The following is a 19,677-nucleotide window of genomic DNA, read 5'->3' on the forward strand; positions in this document are numbered from 1 at the left end:
CCGTGTGCGATGCCAACTATACCCAACCTCGCTCGCGTGCGAGCCGCACCGCCGCATGACGATTCTCCGCACCCAGCTTCGAGGCGGCCGAGGACAGATAGTTGCGCACCGTCCCGGGCGACAGCGCGGCCCGCTCGGCGATCTCCGCGACCGGCGCCCCGTCCGCCGCGAGTTCTAGTACTTCCGCCTCGCGCACGGTCAGCGGCGAGTCGCCGGCGGAGATCGCGTCGGCAGCCAACTCCGGGTCCACGTAACGGTTTCCGTCCCGTACGCTCCGGATCAGCTCGGCCAGCCGCTGCGCGCTGACGGTCTTCGGCACGAACGCCCGCACGCCCGCCGCCAGCGCCCGCTTCAGGTGCCCCGGCCGCCCGTGGCTGGTCACGATCATGCAGCGGCAGTCGGGCAGCTCGGTGCGCAGTGCTGTGGCCACACTCACACCGTCCGCGCCCGGCATCTGGAGATCGAGTACGGCGACGTCCGGCCGGTGCGCCCGCGCCATCGCCAGCGCCTCGGGCCCGGTGGCCGCCTCGGCGACGACGACGAGGTCGTCCTCGAGGCCGAGCAGCGCGGCGAGCGCACCCCTGATCAAGTGCTCGTCGTCGGCGAGCAGCACCCGCACCCGGCCGTCGGGAGATCCGCTCACCGCAGCGCCTCCTGCACCAGGGGCACCTCGGCCGTCAGCCGGAACACGCCGTCGGCGGCGGGCCCCGCGCGCAGCGTCCCGCCGACGGCGGTCAGGCGCTCCCGGAGTCCGGCGAGGCCCGAGCCCGGAGCACCCGCGGCCGACACGTCCCCCGCCCCGTCGTTCTCCACGACCAGCACCGCCTTCCCCTCCCCGGCCGTCAGCCGCACCGTGCAGCTCCGCGCGTCGCCGTGCCGCAGCACGTTGGTCGTCGCCTCCCGTACGACCCACCCGAGCGCCGACTGCACACCGGCCGGCAGGTCGTCGGCGAGCCGTGCCCGGTCCACCGCGCAGTCGATTCCCGCCGCGCCCAACACGCCCCGCGCCCCTTCCAGTTCGGCGGCCAGGTCCGCCTCGCGATATCCCCGTACGACTTCCCGCACCTCGCGCTGCGACTCCTGGGCGATCCGCTGCACCTCGGCCATCTGATCGGCGGCCTCCGGCCGGCCGCGCCGGGCGAGCTGCACCGCCAGTTCGCTCTTGAGCGCGATGACGGCGAGGTTGCGGCCCATGACGTCGTGCATGTCCCGGCCGAACCGCAGCCGCTCCTCGGCGACCGCGAGCCGCGCGGCCACGTCGCGGGCCTGGTCCAGCTCGCGGATGACGGCCATGAACCAGGCCGACGACCGCGTCGTCAGCAGCGCCACCAGTCCCACGAACACCACGACCACCACCGACGCCACAGCCGACGGCGCGGTCGCCCCCGTGGCGGCCAGCGCCCCGGCGATCAGCGCCGCCGCCAGCAGCGTCCCGAGCAGCAGCCGCCGCAGGGTCGACAGCATGAACGTCGACATGGCCGCCGTGAGCAGGGTGTACGGGAGTATGCCCACCACCGCCATGCCCTCGTCCCGCACACCGCCGGTCGCGAGTAGGGCCAGTACGAAGCCCACCGAGACCGCGCCGAGCGCCAGCGCGACGGCGGCCGAGCGCCAGGGCGTGGGCGCCCCCTCGATGTAGTGGGCCAGCCCGTGGTGGATGGTGTGCATCGCGACCGCGCACTGGGCCACGCACAGGGCGGCCAGCCCCTGGGCGAGCGCCACCGCGTCGGGGTCGGAGCGCAGGCCGTCGGCGAGCTGCGGCACGACACCCACCGACATCAGCCACGGCAGCGCGTACAGCAGCACCCGCATGTACAGGTCGAGCTTCCCCGCCTGGCTCCGCTTGCCCCAGAACCCCTTCATCCCCGCCCCCGGTCCTTCCCCACCCGACCCGTACCGCCGTGGCCGCATCCGGCCCGTACCGCCGCAGCCGCCGCGCGACCTCCGCCGCCACGTCCGTCCCCGGCCCCTACCGCCGCGGCTCCCACCGGAACCACCGCCGCACAGCGACCACCGACAGTACGGCCCACGCCGCCGCCGTGCCGACGGCCCCCAGCGCCTCGTACGCCCCCAACTGCCCGCTCCAGCCGCCCCGCACGAGTTCCACGGCCGGCGAGAGCGGCAGCAGCTCGCAGACCGAGGCCACCCGGTCCGGCAGCAGTTCGAGCGGTACGACGACCCCGGAGCCCACCATCGAGATCAGCATCATCGGCATGATCGTGAGCTGGGCGCCCTCGGCGGACCGCGTGAACGCGCTCGTCACAGCCGCCGCCGTGGCGGCGACCACGAGCCCCAGCGGGACCCCCACCACCACCCACAGCGGATCGGCCGGCATGTCCATCCCCAGGACCGCCGCCCCGGCGACCACCAGCACCACGCACTGCGCCAGCCCCGCCACCAGCGTGGCCGCGGCCGTCCCGGTCAGGATCTCCGCGTCGCCCGGCTCCCCGGTCCGCAGCCGCTTCAGCACGAGCTCCTCGCGCCGCACCACGTAGACCGTGACCAGCGCCGAGTACACCCCGAAGAGCAGCACGAACGCCACGGCCATCGGCATCATCGCCGCCCCCAGCGACAGCCCCGCCCCGGCGAGCTCCATGCCCTCGACGACCGGCTTCATCGCGTACGTCATGGCCAGCGGCAGGACCAGCGCCGTGAGGAGCACCGCCTTGTGCCGTACGAGCAGGGTCAGTTCGGCGCGCGTCAGAGCCGCCAGTCGTCCCGCCACAGCCGTACTCGTCGCCGTACTCATCGCGCGGCCACCCCTTCCCCGTCCCGCTCTTCCTTCTCCGCCGCGCCCGCGATCTTCAGGAACGCCTCCTCCAGCGACGCCGACCGCACGTCGAGGCCGCGCAGCTCCACCCCGGCGGCGTCCGCCCAAGTCAGCAGTCCGGTGGCGGAGTGCTGGAGCCGGTCGGTGAACAACCGGGCCGTCCGCCCGGTCAGCACGTGGCCCGTGACGCCCAGTTGCCCCAGCGGCGGCAGGTCGCCCAGGTGGTAGCCGTCCGGCAGCTGGAAGGAGATCTGCGACGGGTACCGCGCCACGACCTCGTCGACCCGTCCCTCGGCCGCGATCCGCCCCTCGTGCAGGATCGCCAGCCGGTCGGCGAGTTCTTCGGCCTCCGCCAGGTAGTGGGTGGTCAGCAGCACGGTGGTCCCCCCGTCGCGCAGCTCCCGCACCAGCTCCCACGTCTCGCGCCGCCCCTGCGCGTCGAGCCCGGTCGTCGGCTCGTCGAGGAAGAGGACCTCGGGCCGTCCGAGCAGCGCGGTGGCCAGGTCCAGCCGCCGCCGTTCGCCGCCGGAGAGCTGCTTGACCCGTACGTTCGCCCGCTTCCCGAGCCCGACCAGGTCCAGCGCCTCACCCACCGGCCGGGCCCCGCTGGTGCACCCCGCCCACATCCGGACGGTCTCGCGGACGGTCAGCTCGGAGGGGAAGCCGCCCTCCTGGAGCATGACGCCGACCCGGGGGCGCACCTTGGCGCGCTCGGTGTACGGGTCGTGCCCGAGCACCCGGACGCTGCCGCCGCTGGGGCGGGCGAGGCCCTCCAGGAGTTCCAGGGTCGAGGTCTTGCCGGCCCCGTTCGTGCCGAGCAGCGCGAAGAGCTCGCCGCGCGCCACGGAGAAGGACAGCGAACGGACGGCCTCGAAGCCGCCGCTGTAGACGCGCCGCAGCCCTTCGGCGTCGATCACGTAGTCATTGCTGGTCATGTCTCAAGGTTTCCGCCGGACCGGGGCGGGCGGCAGTGCGGCGTGTCATCGGCGCACATGACAAATGTCAGCACCGGACAAGTCGGCACCGGACAAGTCAGCGCAGTTCGCCGTGCAGCACGACGAAGGCCCCGGTCGCAATGACCAGGGCCTTCGTACTCATGGAGCGGACGACGAGATTCGAACTCGCGACCCTCACCTTGGCAAGGTGATGCTCTACCAACTGAGCCACGTCCGCATGGGTTCCATCACTGTACCCGATCCACAGAAGTGGAAGGGAAGCGATGTAGAGCGGGTGACAGGAATTGCACACTGCGCCTCCCCCCTGGAAGGGGGGTGTTCTACTACTGAACTACACCCGCACGCTGCTCGGGGACCGGCCCTTCGGCCTTGCCCCTCGGCGTGCTCCAGACTCTAGCCGATCACCGGGGGTGGAACGCAAGTCGGCTGCTCCGCCGGCTGCGGACATCGCGTCCCCACCCCCGGGCGGGCCGTCAGGAAGCCTCCGCGAACGCCTCGTAGACCTTCTTCGGGATGCGTCCGCGGGCCGGCACGTCCATCTGGTGCGAGCGCGCCCAGGCGCGCACGGCCGCCGGGTCGGGCGCCACGGGGGTGTGGCGGTAGACCTTGCCCGACTTCGAGTGCTTTCGGGCCGCCTCGATGTAGGGCTCCAGCGCCGTGCGCAGTTTCTTTGCATTGGCGGGATTCAGGTCGATCTCGTACGACTTCCCGTCCAGGCCGAAGCTGACCGTTTCCGCTGCTTCCCCTCCGTCGATGTCGTCGGAGAGCGTGACCACTACGCGCTGAGCCACGGATATCGGTCCTTTCCTGCGGCACTACCGCGTCGGGCATCGCGCCTGACGTGCGGTGATGCCGGCCTTCCGGCTGTTTTGAAGCAATGCTGTCCTTCTCGCTATTCCTTTGTACAGCGAGAGGCATTGCATGGCGAAGCCCAGTTAATTCCGTCCGCGTGTCCTTACGCAATCGGAGGCGGCCGTTTTTTCGTGGATTTTTCCCGCGGTTGTCGGCGCCGATACCGGAACGTGATCGGCGTCAACGCATATCTACCCGCGTAGAATTTCAGGACGGGTACGCTGATGGAACCGCCTTCGCACCACACCACCACCGGGAGTGCCAGTGGCACGCGTCGTAGTCGACGTCATGCTCAAGCCCGAGATCCTCGACCCGCAGGGACAGGCGGTGCAGCGCGCACTGCCCCGTCTCGGCTTCGAGGGAATCGCGGACGTCCGTCAGGGAAAGCGTTTCGAGCTCGAGGTCGACGGGCCGGTCGATGACACCGCCCTCGCCCGCATCAACGAGATGGCCGAAACGTTCCTCGCCAACACCGTCATCGAGGACTTCACCGTGAAGGTGGAGGAGTCGAAGTGACCGCTCGTATCGGAGTCGTCACCTTTCCGGGAACGCTCGACGACAAGGACAGCCTCCGGGCCGTCCGGACCGCGGGCGCCGAGCCGGTCTCGCTGTGGCACCGCGACAAGGACCTCAAGCAGGTCGACGCGGTCGTGCTCGCGGGCGGCTTCTCCTACGGCGACTACCTGCGGGCCGGCGCCATCGCCCGCTTCTCGCCGGTGATGGAGACCGTCATCGAGCAGGCGCGGGCGGGCATGCCCGTCCTCGGCATCTGCAACGGTTTCCAGATCCTCACCGAGGCGCACCTGCTGCCCGGCGGGATGCTCCAGAACAACCACCTGCACTTCATCTGCCGCGAGCAGAAGCTGCGCGTGGAGACGAGCGGAACGGCCTGGACGGCGGACTACACCGCCGGTCAGGAGATCCACATCCCGCTCAAGAACATGGACGGCCGTTACGTCGCCGAGGAGCGCGTGCTCGACGAGCTGGAGGCCGAGGGCCGTGTCGCGTTCCGCTACCTGGACGTGAACCCCAACGGCTCGCTCCGCGACATCGCCGGCATCACCAACGCCGCCGGCAACGTCGTCGGCCTGATGCCGCACCCGGAGCACGCCGTGGAGCCGCTGGTCGGCACGGGACGCACCGACGGCCTCGGATTCTTCACCTCGATCCTGAAGAAGCTGGTCAACGCATGACTCTCGACACCGTCAAGCACGCCTCGGAAACCCCCGAGGCCGAGCAGCCCTGGAAGGAACTCGGCCTCAAGGAGGACGAGTACGCGCGCATCCGGGAGATCCTCGGCCGCCGCCCGACCGGCGCCGAGCTCGCCATGTACAGCGTCATGTGGTCCGAGCACTGCTCGTACAAGAGCAGCAAGGTCCACCTGAAGCAGTTCGGCGAGAAGGTTCCGCAGAACGACGCCATGCTCGTGGGCATCGGCGAGAACGCGGGCGTCGTCGACGTCGGTCAGGGCTACGCCGTGACCTTCAAGGTCGAGTCGCACAACCACCCCTCGTACATCGAGCCCTACCAGGGCGCGGCGACGGGCGTCGGCGGCATCGTCCGCGACATCCTCGCCATGGGCGCCCGCCCGGTCGCGGTCGTCGACCCGCTGCGCTTCGGCGCGGCCGACCACCCCGACACCCGGCGCGTACTGCCGGGCGTCGTCGCGGGCATCGGCGGCTACGGCAACTGCCTGGGCCTGCCGAACATCGGCGGCGAGGTCGTCTTCGACGAGTGCTACCAGGGCAACCCGCTGGTCAACGCCGGCTGCATCGGCGTCATGAAGCACGAGGACATCCACCTCGCGAAGGCGAGCGGTCCCGGCAACAAGGTCGTCCTGTACGGCGCCCGCACGGGCGGCGACGGCATCGGCGGCGTGTCGGTGCTGGCCTCGGAGACCTTCGAGTCGACCGGCCCCGCCAAGCGTCCCGCCGTCCAGGTCGGCGACCCCTTCCAGGAGAAGCTCCTCATCGAGTGCACCCTGGAGATCTTCCGCGAGCAGCTCGTCGCGGGCATCCAGGACCTCGGCGGCGCGGGCCTGTCCTGCGCGACCTCCGAGCTGGCGTCGGCCGGCTCCGGCGGCATGCGCGTCGAGCTCGACACCGTCCCGCTGCGCGACTCCTCCCTCTCGCCCGAGGAAATCCTCATGAGCGAGTCGCAGGAGCGCATGTGCGCGATCGTGGAGCCCGACAAGGTCGACCGCTTCATGGAGATCTGCGAGAAGTGGGACGTCATCGCCACCGTCATCGGTGAGGTGACCGACGGCTCGCAGCTGGAGATCTTCTGGCACGGCGAGCAGATCGTCGACGTACCGCCGCGCACCGTGGCCCACGAGGGCCCGGTCTACAACCGGCCGTACGCCCGCCCCGAGTGGCAGGACGCGCTCCAGGCCGACGACGCCAACAAGCTGGCCCGCCCGGCGAACGCGGCGGAGCTGCGCGAGCAGGTGCTCAAGCTCGTCTCGTCGCCGAACCAGGCGTCGAAGTCGTGGATCACCGACCAGTACGACCGGTTCGTGCAGGGCAACACGGTGCTCGCCATGCCCGAGGACGCCGGCATGGTGCGGATCGACGAGAAGACGAACCTGGGCGTCGCGATGGCGACCGACGGCAACGGCCGGTACGCGAAGCTCGACCCGTACACGGGCGCGCAGCTCGCCCTGGCCGAGTCGTACCGCAACGTCGCCGCGTCCGGCGCCAAGCCGCTCGCGATCTCGGACTGCCTGAACTTCGGCTCGCCCGAGGACCCGGACGTCATGTGGCAGTTCGCGGAGGCCACCCGCGGTCTCGCGGACGGCTGCCTCCAGCTCGGTACGCCGGTGACCGGCGGCAACGTGTCGCTCTACAACCAGACCGGCGAGACCGCCATCCACCCGACGCCGGTCGTCGCGGTGCTCGGCGTGATCGACGACGTGACCCGCCGTACGCCGGTCGCCTTCGCGGAAGAGGGCCAGCTCCTCTACCTGCTCGGCGACACGCACGAGGAACTGGGCGGCTCCGCCTGGTCCCAGGTGATCCACGACCACCTCGGCGGCATGCCGCCGAAGGTCGACCTGGACCGGGAGAAGCTGCTCGGCGAGATCCTGATCTCCGCCTCGCGCGACGGCATGATCGACGCGGCGCACGACCTGAGCGACGGCGGCCTGATCCAGGCGGTCACCGAGTCCTGCCTCCGGGGTGGGAAGGGTGCGCGGCTGGTGGTGCCGGACGGTCTCGACGCGTTCGTGTTCCTCTTCTCCGAGTCGGCGGGCCGGGCGGTCGTGTCCGTGCCGCGCAGCGAGGAGCTCCGCTTCACCGACATGTGCGGGGCGCGAGGTCTTCCCGCGACCCGGATCGGTGTCGTCGACGGCGACGCGATCGAGGTGCAGGGCGAGTTCAGCATCCCGCTGGACGAACTGCGCACGGCGCACGAGGCCACGCTCCCGGGCCTCTTCGCCTGAGCGACACCCCGAGCCGCCGTCCCGGCCCCGGCCAGTCCCACTGGCCGGGGCCGGGTTCTGTGCGGGCCTGGGCACTCCGTGCCCCGGAGCGGTTTCAGCCCCGGGGAAAGGGGCGGTGCCCAGGGGGCCGGAGCAGGGCCCCGACGCGGTGCCCCCGCGCTAATCTCGGGCCATGCCATCCGCCGCCCAGAAGCGCCCGCGCCCGCGCCGCTACGACGCCGCCAAGATCCGCGCCGCCGTCCTGACGCAGCTCGGCACCGTACAAGAGGCCGTACGTGATCTGACGCCCGCGCAGCTCGCGCTCCCCACGCACCTCGGCGACTGGACGGTCCGGGAGCTGGCCGCGCACATCGCCCTGGCGGTCGGCGCCGTCACCCGCTGTCTCGAAGCGCCGGCGCCGCCCGCGCAGGAAGTCACCCTCCAGCAGTGGCCGTTCGCGACCGCCGCGCACGCCGGGCCGATCGACGAAGCCACGAAGGCGCTCGCCGCGTCCGCGCCCGACCTCGACGCGCTGTACGAGCGGACCGGCGCCCGCCTCGCCGAACTGCTGCCAGCGGCCCCCGACGGCCGGCTCCTCGCGACCCGGGTCGGCGCGATGCGGCTGGACGACTACCTCGTCACCCGTACCGTCGAACTCGTCGTACACACGGACGACTTGAACCACGCCGCCGGACTCGCCGTCCCGTACGACCGGCAGGCCCTCGCCGCCTGCACCCGCCTGCTCGCCGACGCCCTCGCCGTGAAGGCTCCCGGTGGCGCGGTCGAGGTGCGCGTCCCGCCGTACGCGGTCGTGCAGTGCGTGGAAGGCCCCCGGCACACGCGCGGCACCCCGCCCAACGTCGTCGAGACCGACCCGCTCACCTGGATCCGGCTGGCCACGGGGCGTACGACGTGGGACGCGGCCGTCGACGACGCGAAGGTCGGAGCCAGCGGTGAACGGGCCCACCTGGCCGCACTGTTGCCGATCCTCGGCTGACTGTCGCCGAACCCCGGCCCGGCAACGAGTTGATCATGTACTGTTGCCGACGCCCAAGCAGGACGTACGCACCGAGGAGGTGAGCCCCATTACCGCTGTGTCAGGTCGGGTGCTCCCCTCTCGCGACCGCGCGGTCCACCGGACGTAGGAGCCGGACTCCGGGACCGAGGGAGCGCCCGTCGGCGTCCCGAAAGGCTTCCCATGTCCCTCCCCCCGCTTTCCCCCTCCGCCGTCGTCACCAGGCTCCGGGCCGCCGGCTGCGTGTTCGCCGAGGACGAGGCGGATCTCCTCGTCTCCGCCGCGCGCGACGCCGCCCACCTCTCCGCGCTGGTCGACCGCCGCACGGACGGGCTGCCCCTGGAACACGTGCTCGGCTGGGCGGAGTTCCTCGGCCGCCGCTTCGCCGTGGACCCCGGCGTCTTCGTCCCCCGCCGCCGCACCGAGTTCCTCGTCCAGCAGGCTCTGACCCTCGCCGCCGCGGGGGCCGTCGTGGTCGACCTGTGCTGCGGGTCGGGCGCGCTCGGCGCGGCGCTCGCCGCGTCGCTGGAGCGGGTGGAGCTGCACGCCGCCGACGTGGACCCCGCCGCAGTGCGGTGCGCCCGGCGCAACGTCCGCGCCGTCGGCGGCCGGGTGTACGAGGGCGACCTGTACGCGCCGCTGCCCGGGGCGGCGCTGCGCGGGCGGGTCGACGTACTGCTGGCCAACGTGCCGTACGTACCGACCGGCGAGATAGAGCTGCTGCCCCCGGAGGCCCGTATCCACGAGGCGCGCGTCGCGCTCGACGGCGGGGCGGACGGGCTCGACGTCCTGCGGCGGGTCACCGCGGAGGCGGGGCGCTGGCTGGCTCCGGGCGGTCACCTGCTGTTCGAGACGAGCGAGCGCCAGGCGTCCCGGGCCGTGGAGACCGTCGTACGCGGCGGCCTCGTCCCGCGGGTCGTCACCTCCGACGAGCTGTACGCCACGGTCGTCATCGGGACCAGGGAACCGGCGGGCGGGTGAGGAACGGGGAAGTGGAACCGAATGCCCCAGTGGTTCCGTCCCATCGCCATGGATACGTCGCGCACCCGCATCTGCGGCCCCCTCACCGGCGCCGTCACCGTACTCGCGCTCCTGACCCTGGCCGCCTGCGGCACGGAGTCCGGGTCGGACGCCGGGAGGGACGGCACCGTGCGGCCGGACCTCCAGTTGTCCGGCATCGACTGGACCGTCGACGGCGTGACCGTCGACGGGAAGAAGACGGCGGCTCCGGAGAAGGCCACCGTACGGATCGACGAAGGCAAGGGCCGGGCCGAGGGCCACACCGGCTGCAACCGCTTCGGCGCGGACGTGAAGGTCAAGGGCGACACGGTCACCGTGGGGCCCGCCGCGGTCACCCAGATCGCCTGCCCGAAGAACGTCGCGAAGTTCGAACAGCACCTCCAGCGCATGTTCACCGGAGAACTCAAGGCCAAGGTTGCGGACGACAGGCTGACGCTCACCACGGCCGACGGCGACTCGATCGCCCTGTCCGAGACGAAGCCCGCGCCCGACGCGCGGCTCCTGGGCACGGAATGGCTCGTGGAGTCGCTGCGGGACGGCGACACCACGAGTTCGCTGCCCGAGGCGGCGGCGGCCAAGGCGAAGCTGTTCTTCGGCGAGGACGGGTCCGTGGGCGGCAACCTGGGCTGCAACAACGTCTCGGGCCGGGCGAAGGTGTCCGGCTCCACGATCACGTTCTCCAAGATCGCCACGACCCGGAAGCTCTGCCCGCCGCCGGTGATGGACACCGAGGAGGCGCTGCTCCGGGTGCTGGAGGGCGACGCGAAGTACGAGATCCGCGAGAACGGCCTGTCCCTCACCGGGGCGGACGGCAAGGGCCTGGACGCGATGGCGATCACCAAGTAGCGGGCGGGCGGCGCGGGGCGGACGGCACCGGGCCGGGCCGCCGCGCGGCCCGGTGACGGGCACCCCGCTCGCCGGATTCCTCGGGAGTCGCCCAAGGGCACGTCACCGACCGGGCGCGGCACCCCCCGCCGGCGCCGCAGGACCGGCCGCCGGCCCCGCCGCCGCCAGACTCACGGCGACCGTGGCCTCCGCCTCCCCCGAGGCCACCACCTTCACCGACACCTTGCGCGCCGCGTCGGTCAGTTCCGTACCGGCCTTGAGCGCGTCCGCGTCGGCCTCCTTCCCCTCGCCCGGCGTCGGGTCGATCAGCGCCGATCTCGTGTAGTCGTCCCCCAGGACCCGGTAGACGTGGACGCCCCGGAGCGCCCCGTCGAGCGAGCCCGCCCGTGCCCGCAGTTCCACGACGAGCTTGTCCCTGTCGCCGAGCGGGACGCGCAGCGCGCGGACGCCGCTGCCCCCGCCGTGCAGCGGACGCAGGGTGTACGTACCGGACGTGGTCACGTCGGTCAGTTCGCCGGCCGCGAGCCACTTGTTGTGCATCACCTCCGGCGCCGACAGACCGGCCGCCGCCCCGCCGCCGCCCATGACCGACTTGTGGCTGTCGCCGTCCTCCTTGCACCCGGCCCCCAGGTCGCCTTCCGGGCAGCGCAGCCGCTTCTGGTGGTGGTACCCGAGGTTGTGGCCGAACTCGTGGACCAGCGCGTCGATCGAGAAGTGCTGCGACGGCATCCAGGTCTTCCCGCCCCCGACCGTGCCGAGGCCGGCGTACTCGCACTTGGCCTTCTCGTTCGGAAAGACGATCGAGACGTGGTGGTACGTGCTCTCTCCGACGCCCTTCGCCGCCAGGGCCTTCTGCGTCTCGTCCGCGATCCGGTCGTTGTCGCAGGCGGCGGCCATGGGGAGCGTGACGGGCCCGATGACCTGCTCGGCGCCGGCCGGCGCGAAGGCCGTCGCGCCGCGCGTGATCTCGTCGTAGTACGACGTCAGGGAACCGCTCTTCCCGTAGTACGCGGATTCCAGGGCCGGCTTCAGCTTCACCGTGTCGGTGAACGCGCTGTCGCTGAAGTTGACCATCACGACCTGCACGGTGCGCCGGTCGGCGGCCGTCCCGACGGCCCCGGCGGCGGGGGCCGCCAGCGACGCCAGTGCGACGCCGCAGGCCAGGGCCGACAGACGGACTCGGGAGGTCGACTGCATGTGGGGGGTTCCTTCCGCCGGGAAACGAAAACAGTGGGGGAGGAGATCGTGGTCACGCGCGGCACACGCTAAACCGCGAAATCTCCCCCGACGCCCCGGTTCGGTCAGGACCCCGCTCGGTCAGGACCCCGTTCCGTACGGCAGCAGCCCTGCGTCCGTCCGCTCCCAGGCGGCCCGCAGCTCGGCCAGCCGTCCGGGGCTCCGCCGCCGGCCGGGACAGCTTGTGGTCGTGCGAGGTCACAGGGTCTCCAGTGATGAAGGGCACACCGGGCGGGCTCCGTGACGGCGCGGATCAGCGCGCGGCGGGGCCGGGCCGGAGGCGGAGAACGGCGCGCGAGGGCGCGCCGGAGGAGAGAGGTGAACTACGGGGCGCGGCGGGAAGCGCGCCTACGCGCAGCGACAGATGGCGCTCGCGACACGGACCAGGTCGACGTGGCGGCGCTCCACAAGCGTGACCGGGAAGTCACCGAGGGGCTGCATGAGGCGGGAGCCTGACGGAGACACCGCGCACCTGTCAAGCGCCGGGTCCGCGATGCGGGCGGCGGCCCGTATCCCCAATTCGGACCAGTGGTCGATCTCGCCTACACTCGGTGGTGTGCCTCGTGGTGATGGACGACTCAACCACGACCTGCTCCCCGGTGAGAAAGGCCCCCAGGACGCTTGCGGCGTCTTCGGTGTCTGGGCTCCCGGCGAAGAGGTCGCCAAGCTCACCTATTTCGGACTGTATGCCCTGCAGCACCGTGGACAGGAGTCCGCGGGCATCGCAGTGAGCAACGGGTCCCAGATCCTGGTCTTCAAGGACATGGGACTGGTCTCGCAGGTCTTCGACGAAACTTCCCTCGGCTCCCTCCAGGGCCACATCGCGGTCGGTCATGCCCGCTACTCCACCACCGGAGCATCGGTGTGGGAGAACGCGCAGCCGACCTTCCGTGCCACCGCGCACGGATCGATCGCCCTGGGCCACAACGGCAACCTGGTCAACACGGCCAGGCTCGCCGAGATGGTCGCCGAGCTCCCCAAGGAGAACGGCCGCGCGACCCAGGTCGCCGCGACCAACGACACCGACCTGGTCACCGCCCTGCTGGCCGGCCAGACGGACGACGACGGCAAGCCCCTCACCATCGAGGAAGCCGCCGCCAAGATCCTCCCCGAGGTCATGGGCGCCTTCTCCCTCGTGTTCATGGACGAGGGCACGCTCTACGCCGCCCGCGACCCGCAGGGCATCCGCCCACTGGTCCTCGGCCGGCTGGAGCGCGGCTGGGTCGTGGCCTCGGAGTCCGCCGCCCTCGACATCTGCGGCGCCGCGTACGTCCGCGAGGTCGAGCCGGGCGAGATGCTCGCCATCGACGAGAACGGCCTGCGCACCTCGCGATTCGCGGAAGCGAAGCCCAAGGGCTGTGTCTTCGAGTACGTCTACCTGGCGCGCCCCGACACCGACATCGCCGGCCGGAACGTCTACCTCTCCCGTGTGGAGATGGGCCGCCGGCTCGCCAAGGAAGCCCCGGTCGAGGCCGACCTGGTCATAGCGACGCCCGAGTCCGGCACCCCCGCCGCCATCGGCTACGCGGAGGCCAGCGGAATCCCGTACGGCTCGGGCCTCGTCAAGAACGCGTACGTCGGCCGGACCTTCATCCAGCCCTCGCAGACGATCCGCCAGCTCGGCATCCGTCTCAAGCTCAACCCGCTCAAGGAAGTCATCCGCGGCAAGCGCCTGGTGGTCGTCGACGACTCGATCGTCCGCGGCAACACCCAGCGCGCCCTGGTCAAGATGCTCCGCGAGGCCGGCGCCGCCGAGATCCACATCCGGATCTCCTCCCCGCCGGTGAAGTGGCCGTGCTTCTTCGGCATCGACTTCGCGACCCGCGCCGAGCTGATCGCCAACGGCATGACGATCGAAGAGATCGGCACCTCGCTCGGCGCCGACTCGCTCTCGTACATCTCCATCGACGGGATGATCGAGTCGACGACCATCCCCAAGGCGAACCTGTGCCGCGCCTGCTTCGACGGCGAGTACCCGATGGAGCTCCCGGACCCCGAGCTGCTCGGTAAGCAGCTTCTGGAGACCGAGCTCGCGGCCGGCCCGGCGAACGCCGCGGCCGAGGCGCTCCGTCGCCCGTAACGCCCCCCTTTCACGACACGAAAGACCTTCCTCATGTCTGCTGAATCTGTTGGGCGTGCTCCGCACGCGGGCACTGGTGCCAGCTACGCGGCCGCGGGCGTCGACATCGAAGCCGGTGACCGCGCCGTGGAGCTCATGAAGGAGTGGGTGAAGAAGACGCAGCGCGCCGAGGTCGCGGGCCTCGGCGGCCTGGGCGGCTTCGCCGGTCTCTTCGACGCCTCCGCCCTCAAGCGCTACGAGCGTCCGGTGCTGGCCTCCGCCACCGACGGCGTCGGCACGAAGGTCGACCTCGCCCGCAAGATGGGCGTGTACGACACCATCGGCCACGACCTCGTCGGCATGGTCGTCGACGACCTGGTCGTCTGCGGCGCCGAGCCGCTGTTCATGACCGACTACATCTGTGTCGGCAAGGTCCACCCCGAGCGTGTCGCGGCCATCGTGAAGGGCATCGCCGAAGGCTGTGTCCTCGCCGGCTGCGCCCTGGTCGGTGGCGAGACTGCCGAGCACCCGGGCCTGCTGGGCGAGGACGACTTCGACGTCGCCGGCGCCGGCACGGGCGTGGTGGAGTACGACCGGCTGCTGGGCGCGGACCGTATCCGTAAGGGTGACGCGGTGATCGCCATGGCGTCCTCCGGACTTCACTCGAACGGGTACTCGCTGGTGCGCCACGTGGTCTTCGACCGCGCCGGCTGGTCGCTGGACCGCGAGGTCGAGGAGTTCGGCCGTACGCTCGGCGAAGAGCTCCTGGAGCCCACCAAGATCTACTCGCTGGACTGCCTGGCCCTCACCCGCACCGCCGAGGTGCACGCCTTCAGCCACATCACGGGCGGCGGCCTGGCGAACAACCTGGCCCGCGTGATCCCGGACGGCCTGCACGCCACGGTCGACCGCTCCACCTGGACCCCCGGCGCGGTCTTCGAGCTGGTCGGCACCGCCGGTCAGGTCGAGCGGCTGGAGCTGGAGAAGACCCTCAACATGGGTGTCGGCATGATGGCCGTCGTCCCCGGGGAGTCGGTGGACGTGGCCCTGGCGACGCTCGCCGACCGGGGCGTGGAAGCCTGGGTCGCCGGAGAGATCACCGAACGTGGAGAGCACACCACGGGCGCGACGCTCACGGGCACGTACGCGAAGTAGCGGCGCCGCGGTCGCCAATGGCAGCACAGAAACCCGGTCCGGGGCCGAGGCCCCAGGACCGGGTCACGTGTGTGATGCCTGTTCGAGGTGTACGGACGTCAAGCGCCGCGACGATGGGCCGAGGGACCGGACTCTTCCGTCGAGTCTTCGTCCTCGTCATCGTTGTACTGCGCCGCGTACTGTGCGTACGGGTCGTCTTCCTCGTCGTCGTCCTCGAACGGCTCGCCATTAGGCGGCTGTTGCGAAGTCGTCGAAGCGCCCAGCTCGTTGGCCAGACGCGACAGGTCAGTCCCGCCGCTGCTGTACTTCAGCTGGCGGGCGACCTTAGTCTGCTTGGCCTTTGCCCGGCCGCGCCCCATGGCTCGACCCCCTCGGTGACGGGGCTCGACGGCCCCAGAGTCTTGACACGCGTTCATGGTTCGGAACGGGCTCCCCTCGGAGAGACCGGTCCGTAGGGCATCAACGGTACCTGCTTCCGGGGCCATACGGTACGCCGCCCGCATGCAACGCCTCGGCACAGAACCCGCGAGGAGCCCTGTCCTCGCTGGTCAACTGCGATTTTAACCTCTTGTGGCGGGTCGACCCGCCGACGGGGGTGAGTCTTGTCTCCTCATGTCCCGCCGCCGGCCGGCCGACCCGCCCCACCGGTCAGCTCCGGCGCGCCTCGGCCATCCTCTGCTCGGCGATCCTGTCGGCCGCCGCGGCCGGCGGAATGCCGTCCGTCTTCGCACGTGCGAATATTGCCAGCGTGGTGTCGAAGATCTTCGCGGCCTGCACCTTGCACCGGTCGAAGTCGAAGCCGCGCAGCTCGTCGGCGACCTGGATCACGCCGCCCGCGTTCACCACGTAGTCGGGCGCGTAGAGGATCCCGCGGTCGGCGAGGTCCTTCTCGACGCCGGGGTGGGCGAGCTGGTTGTTGGCCGCGCCGCACACCACCTTCGCCGTGAGCGCCGCGACGCTCCCGTCGTTCAGCGCGCCGCCGAGGGCGCACGGAGCGTAGATGTCGAGCCCCTCGACGCGGATCAGCGCCTCGGTGTCCGCGACGACGGTGACGCCCGGGTGGCGGTCGGTCACGCGGCGTACCGACTCCTCGCGGACGTCGGTGATCACGACTTCGGCGCCGTCCTCCAGGAGGTGCTCGACGAGGTAGTGGCCGACCTTGCCGACGCCCGCGACGCCGATCCTGCGGCCGCGCAGCGTCGGGTCCCCCCACAGGTGCTGGGCCGAGGCCCGCATGCCCTGAAAGACGCCGAAGGCGGTGAGCACGGACGAGTCGCCGGCGCCGCCGTTCTCGGGGGAGCGGCCGGTGGCCCAGCGGGTCTCGCGGGCGACCACGTCCATGTCGGCGACGTACGTGCCGACGTCGCAGGCGGTCACGTAACGGCCGCCGAGGGAGTTCACGAACCGGCCGTACGCGAGGAGCAGTTCCTCGCTCTTGAGGGTGTCCGGGTCACCGATGATCACGGCCTTGCCGCCGCCGTGGTCGAGTCCGGCCATGGCGTTCTTGTACGACATCCCGCGGGCGAGGTTCAGCGCGTCGGCGACGGCCTCCTCCTCGCTCGCGTACGGGTAGAAGCGCGTGCCGCCGAGGGCCGGGCCCAGAGCGGTGGAGTGGATGGCGATGACGGCCTTGAGGCCGCTGGCACGGTCCTGGCACAGCACGACTTGCTCGTGGCCGCCCTGTTCCGATCGGAACAGGGTGTGCAGGACGCCGTCGGATACGTCGGTCACGGTGGTGACTCCCAAGTACGAGGCGCTTCGCCCTCCTGCGGGTGGGGAGGGCCGGTGGGCAAGAGAGTAAGACCTGGCGGGCCGTGTGCGGGCGGCAGTGCCGGGGATCACCCCCTGGCGGAGTACGCGTGGGACGATTTCCCTCCGGTTTCCTTCCGGTTCCTTCAGGTTTTTTCCGGTCCGACTGAGGAGCGCGCGTGGCCCAGGAGTCTTCGGTGATCGTCCCGTACGTCTCCTGTCTGCGGGTGTACGAACCGCTGGCCGCCTTCCCCGAGCCCGAACGCGAGCACTGGACGCGGTACGCGCAGCGCGAGCGGCTGCCCACCGCCCAGGACGAAGTGCGGCGCTCCCTCGCGGACTTGCTGCCCACTCCGCCCGTGCCGGTGCCGGTGCACGAGAGCGGCGACGCGTTCGTGACCGAGGTGGACGGGGTGGTGTGCGTGTGTCCGTGGCGGACGCGGCTGCGCGGGTGGCTGGCGCTGGAGGAGCTGCCCGGCCTCTTCCCGGAGCCGCTGCTCGACGCGGCGCTGCCGCCGCTGGTGCGCCGGCAGGCCGCCGCCGACTTCGAGCGCTGGCTGGAGCGCAACCCGGACGCGCGTCCGTGGATCAGGAGCTCGGCCTGGCACGTGCCGGTGCTCTGGTTCGCGCTCTTCGCGGGCGAGGAGCGGGAGTACGCGAAGGCCGAGGGCGAGGCGGCCCCCGTACTGCGCTACCGGACGCCGATGGCCCAGGCGAGGCGGCGGGTGGCGCGGGCCCTGAAGGCGCTGCGGGAGCATCTGGACGCGGAGGCCGGGGGACCGCTCGTCGAGGGCCTGGTGGACGTGGGGCGCTGGCTGGAGGAATTCCACCCGCGTTCACTGGTCGAGCTGGACTACGGCGGCCTGGCGTACGTACTTCCCGAGGAACATCTGGCCGGGGACCACTCCGCCGCGGACGTGGCCGAGGGGATCGCGGCGCTGCGGGCGGGGGACGGCGTGGCGGCCGGTGAGGCGTACGGGCGGCTCACGGAGCGGTGGCGCGTGGTGCGCGAGCGCCAGTTCGCGAACTGAGGGCGTACGGGCGGCTCCAGGCGGCCGGGACGTAGGTCCTGATCCGGGCCTTTGCCTCAAGCGTGACGGACAGCACTAAGCGGGCTCTTGCGCCCATCGCCCATCCTCATGCCAAAATAGGACAAGGAGTCCGGTGAGGGCTCCTTCCGTCCAACTAAGGGCGGATTAGCTCGGTATTGCGCGCTATGGGGGGTCTGGTGGCTCCTGATCGCTCTGTGACTGATCGTCACTGTGACGTGACTGTCCGCTATGGCATGGTCCATCGGCTTCGTCGCTGATGAACACCTGGGAGGGCAATTCCATCGGTTTGGCCGACGTGGCTGGACGGATGGTGTAGTTGTAGTGCCGAGGACAAGCCGTTCGTCCTATAACCGACTCGGCCCGCGTCCGCCATTTCGGGCAACGCGGGTCAAGGTGCAGAATTTAGAGGAAAGAACCGTGATGGTTCGGTTCTCCCGAGGAGGCCGCTCATGACCGCTCGCACCCCTGACGCCGAGCCGCTGCTGACCCCGGCTGAGGTTGCCACGATGTTCCGCGTGGACCCGAAGACGGTTACGCGCTGGGCCAAGGCAGGCAAGCTCACGTCCATCCGCACGCTTGGTGGACACCGGCGTTACCGCGAGGCTGAGGTCCGCGCACTGCTTGCGGGTATTCCGCAGCAGCGCAGCGAGGCCTGAACAACCGCATAACCCCGCTTTACCGGGCATTCCTCCGGGTCCCCCAACCCGGACGCCCACCTGAGCACCACACGACAGGCGTCTGCCCCAACAGGCGCCACATCCATGCAGGACGGGTGCGTCGTCGATCGCGCTGGACTCCGCCGGGTCCAGCGCGATCTTTTTTGTGCCCGTACAGGGCTGCGGGGGCCGCTCTGACCTGCGATCCGCCGGCTTTCCCGGAGGGGTGCGACAGTCCCCTCAAGGGGGTGCAATTGCACATATTAAATTGGCCGGTTGTAGGGAGGGTGTAAGTCCACTCGTTCCCAAAACTGATCGGGTGACACCCGTCACATGGCCCGGCTCTTGTGCATGCGCGGCCCACCGGCGATAGGGGTTCAGGCGTCCGGCGTTCCGGTGTGCTCGGTGTGTCCCGGGTGCTCGGCGCACTCCGTGCATTCGGTATGCCCGGTGGTCCCGGTGGTCCCGGCGTCCGCGGCCGGCTCCCTCTCGCCGTCCTGCCCGGCCCTCGGCGGCTGCGCCGGTTCCGGCTCCATGGCGAGCCGCAGGAGCCGGTGGCAGATGGGACAGTGCCGTGTGATGTGCCGGTAGCCCGTCGAGGCCGCCAGATGGGCGCGCAGCAGTGCGCGCGTCTCGTGCCTGGCCGTTGATGCCGCCATGCGTCACCTCCCGGGTGAGGGCCCCCCGTTGCCCTGATGCCTGGGTACCGGTGGCAGATGACGCAGTCAAGACGCAAGAAGGCCCGGATCCTTGGGATCCGGGCCTTCTTACTGCTTCCTACCGTGCGGTCCTGACGGGATTTGAACCCGCGGCCTCCACCTTGACAGGGTGGCGAGCACTCCAAACTGCTCCACAGGACCTTGCTTGCCGCGCCGTACCGCGTTGCGCTGCGA

At 71.0% G+C, this 19,677-nt stretch carries 20 protein-coding genes and 3 tRNA genes; 10 read left to right on the forward strand and 13 right to left on the reverse strand.

What is annotated here, in order from left to right; translation table 11 throughout:
- Positions 1–16 precede the first annotated feature (16 nt).
- The 7 genes from ACWGH0_RS01215 to ACWGH0_RS01245 all read right to left on the reverse strand — a co-directional run bounded on the left by ACWGH0_RS01215 (position 17) and on the right by ACWGH0_RS01245 (position 4,517).
- A complete protein-coding gene (locus ACWGH0_RS01215) occupies positions 17–643 on the reverse strand; it encodes a response regulator (protein ID WP_453402008.1) in 627 nt (208 codons plus the stop codon).
- The gene (locus ACWGH0_RS01220; RefSeq protein WP_453402009.1) at positions 640–1,863 is read right to left on the reverse strand and encodes a sensor histidine kinase; all 1,224 of its coding nucleotides are present in this window, start codon (positions 1,861–1,863) and stop codon (positions 640–642) included. The genes ACWGH0_RS01215 and ACWGH0_RS01220 overlap by 4 nt, the downstream gene beginning before the upstream one ends.
- Before the next feature lie 106 nt (positions 1,864–1,969).
- Positions 1,970–2,749, reverse strand: coding sequence for an ABC transporter permease (locus tag ACWGH0_RS01225; RefSeq protein ID WP_453402010.1), 780 nt, complete (start codon positions 2,747–2,749; stop codon positions 1,970–1,972).
- A complete protein-coding gene (locus tag ACWGH0_RS01230) occupies positions 2,746–3,705 on the reverse strand; it encodes an ABC transporter ATP-binding protein (protein ID WP_453402011.1) in 960 nt (319 codons plus the stop codon). Before ACWGH0_RS01230 ends, ACWGH0_RS01225 begins: the two co-directional genes overlap by 4 nt.
- Before the next feature lie 162 nt (positions 3,706–3,867).
- A tRNA-Gly gene (locus tag ACWGH0_RS01235) sits at positions 3,868–3,943 on the reverse strand.
- Positions 3,944–3,995: 52 nt separating this feature from the next.
- Positions 3,996–4,067: transfer RNA gene (locus tag ACWGH0_RS01240), tRNA-Gly, on the reverse strand.
- Positions 4,068–4,199: 132 nt separating this feature from the next.
- Entirely contained in the window at positions 4,200–4,517 is a 318-nt protein-coding gene (locus ACWGH0_RS01245; protein WP_453402012.1) for a histone-like nucleoid-structuring protein Lsr2, read from the reverse strand.
- A 325-nt stretch (positions 4,518–4,842) separates the two neighbouring features.
- On the opposite strand from ACWGH0_RS01245, the gene purS reads away from it, so the two are divergent.
- The 6 genes from purS (at position 4,843) to ACWGH0_RS01275 (ending at position 10,877) form a co-directional block, all read left to right on the forward strand.
- Complete coding sequence (gene purS, locus ACWGH0_RS01250; protein ID WP_453402013.1) at positions 4,843–5,094, forward strand: phosphoribosylformylglycinamidine synthase subunit PurS; 252 nt, start codon at positions 4,843–4,845, stop codon at positions 5,092–5,094.
- On the forward strand, positions 5,091–5,771 hold the full coding sequence (gene purQ, locus ACWGH0_RS01255) for a phosphoribosylformylglycinamidine synthase subunit PurQ (protein WP_453402014.1): 681 nt from the start codon (positions 5,091–5,093) through the stop codon (positions 5,769–5,771). Before purS ends, purQ begins: the two co-directional genes overlap by 4 nt.
- Positions 5,768–8,017, forward strand: coding sequence for a phosphoribosylformylglycinamidine synthase subunit PurL (purL, locus tag ACWGH0_RS01260; protein WP_453402015.1), 2,250 nt, complete (start codon positions 5,768–5,770; stop codon positions 8,015–8,017). Before purQ ends, purL begins: the two co-directional genes overlap by 4 nt.
- Before the next feature lie 172 nt (positions 8,018–8,189).
- Positions 8,190–8,993 carry a sterol carrier family protein gene (locus ACWGH0_RS01265; protein WP_453402016.1) on the forward strand — a complete coding sequence of 268 codons (804 nt, stop codon included), beginning with the start codon at positions 8,190–8,192 and terminating at the stop codon, positions 8,991–8,993.
- 201 nt (positions 8,994–9,194) lie between these two features.
- Positions 9,195–9,992 carry a putative protein N(5)-glutamine methyltransferase gene (locus tag ACWGH0_RS01270; protein WP_453402017.1) on the forward strand — a complete coding sequence of 266 codons (798 nt, stop codon included), beginning with the start codon at positions 9,195–9,197 and terminating at the stop codon, positions 9,990–9,992.
- A gap of 48 nt (positions 9,993–10,040) precedes the next feature.
- Entirely contained in the window at positions 10,041–10,877 is an 837-nt protein-coding gene (locus ACWGH0_RS01275) for an META domain-containing protein (RefSeq protein WP_453402018.1), read from the forward strand.
- A gap of 102 nt (positions 10,878–10,979) precedes the next feature.
- Here ACWGH0_RS01275 and ACWGH0_RS01280 read toward each other — a convergent pair whose 3' ends face one another.
- On the reverse strand, positions 10,980–12,074 hold the full coding sequence (locus ACWGH0_RS01280; protein ID WP_453402019.1) for a hypothetical protein: 1,095 nt from the start codon (positions 12,072–12,074) through the stop codon (positions 10,980–10,982).
- A 387-nt stretch (positions 12,075–12,461) separates the two neighbouring features.
- Positions 12,462–12,554: a putative leader peptide gene (locus ACWGH0_RS01285; RefSeq protein WP_453402020.1), complete on the reverse strand. Its 93-nt coding sequence runs from the start codon at positions 12,552–12,554 to the stop codon at positions 12,462–12,464.
- A 115-nt stretch (positions 12,555–12,669) separates the two neighbouring features.
- On the opposite strand from ACWGH0_RS01285, the gene purF reads away from it, so the two are divergent.
- A complete protein-coding gene (gene purF / locus ACWGH0_RS01290; RefSeq protein WP_453402021.1) occupies positions 12,670–14,193 on the forward strand; it encodes an amidophosphoribosyltransferase in 1,524 nt (507 codons plus the stop codon).
- 33 nt (positions 14,194–14,226) lie between these two features.
- Positions 14,227–15,327, forward strand: coding sequence for a phosphoribosylformylglycinamidine cyclo-ligase (gene purM, locus ACWGH0_RS01295; protein ID WP_453402022.1), 1,101 nt, complete (start codon positions 14,227–14,229; stop codon positions 15,325–15,327).
- 98 nt (positions 15,328–15,425) lie between these two features.
- Here purM and ACWGH0_RS01300 read toward each other — a convergent pair whose 3' ends face one another.
- Together ACWGH0_RS01300 and ACWGH0_RS01305 are read right to left on the reverse strand one after the other, a co-directional pair.
- Entirely contained in the window at positions 15,426–15,686 is a 261-nt protein-coding gene (locus ACWGH0_RS01300) for a DUF3073 domain-containing protein (protein WP_069928096.1), read from the reverse strand.
- Between the two features lie 289 nt (positions 15,687–15,975).
- On the reverse strand, positions 15,976–17,058 hold the full coding sequence (locus ACWGH0_RS01305; protein WP_453402023.1) for a Leu/Phe/Val dehydrogenase: 1,083 nt from the start codon (positions 17,056–17,058) through the stop codon (positions 15,976–15,978).
- Between the two features lie 197 nt (positions 17,059–17,255).
- Between ACWGH0_RS01305 and ACWGH0_RS01310 the strand changes: the two genes are divergently transcribed.
- Both ACWGH0_RS01310 and bldC read left to right on the forward strand, forming a co-directional pair.
- On the forward strand, positions 17,256–18,107 hold the full coding sequence (locus ACWGH0_RS01310; protein ID WP_453402024.1) for a hypothetical protein: 852 nt from the start codon (positions 17,256–17,258) through the stop codon (positions 18,105–18,107).
- Between the two features lie 470 nt (positions 18,108–18,577).
- On the forward strand, positions 18,578–18,784 hold the full coding sequence (bldC, locus tag ACWGH0_RS01315; RefSeq protein ID WP_003949541.1) for a developmental transcriptional regulator BldC: 207 nt from the start codon (positions 18,578–18,580) through the stop codon (positions 18,782–18,784).
- A gap of 377 nt (positions 18,785–19,161) precedes the next feature.
- Here bldC and ACWGH0_RS01320 read toward each other — a convergent pair whose 3' ends face one another.
- Positions 19,162–19,443, reverse strand: coding sequence for a DUF6274 family protein (locus tag ACWGH0_RS01320; RefSeq protein WP_453402025.1), 282 nt, complete (start codon positions 19,441–19,443; stop codon positions 19,162–19,164).
- A 126-nt stretch (positions 19,444–19,569) separates the two neighbouring features.
- Positions 19,570–19,644: transfer RNA gene (locus tag ACWGH0_RS01325), tRNA-Asp, on the reverse strand.
- Positions 19,645–19,677: the final 33 nt, after the last annotated feature.

The organism is Streptomyces sp. NPDC054887, from assembly GCF_053610585.1.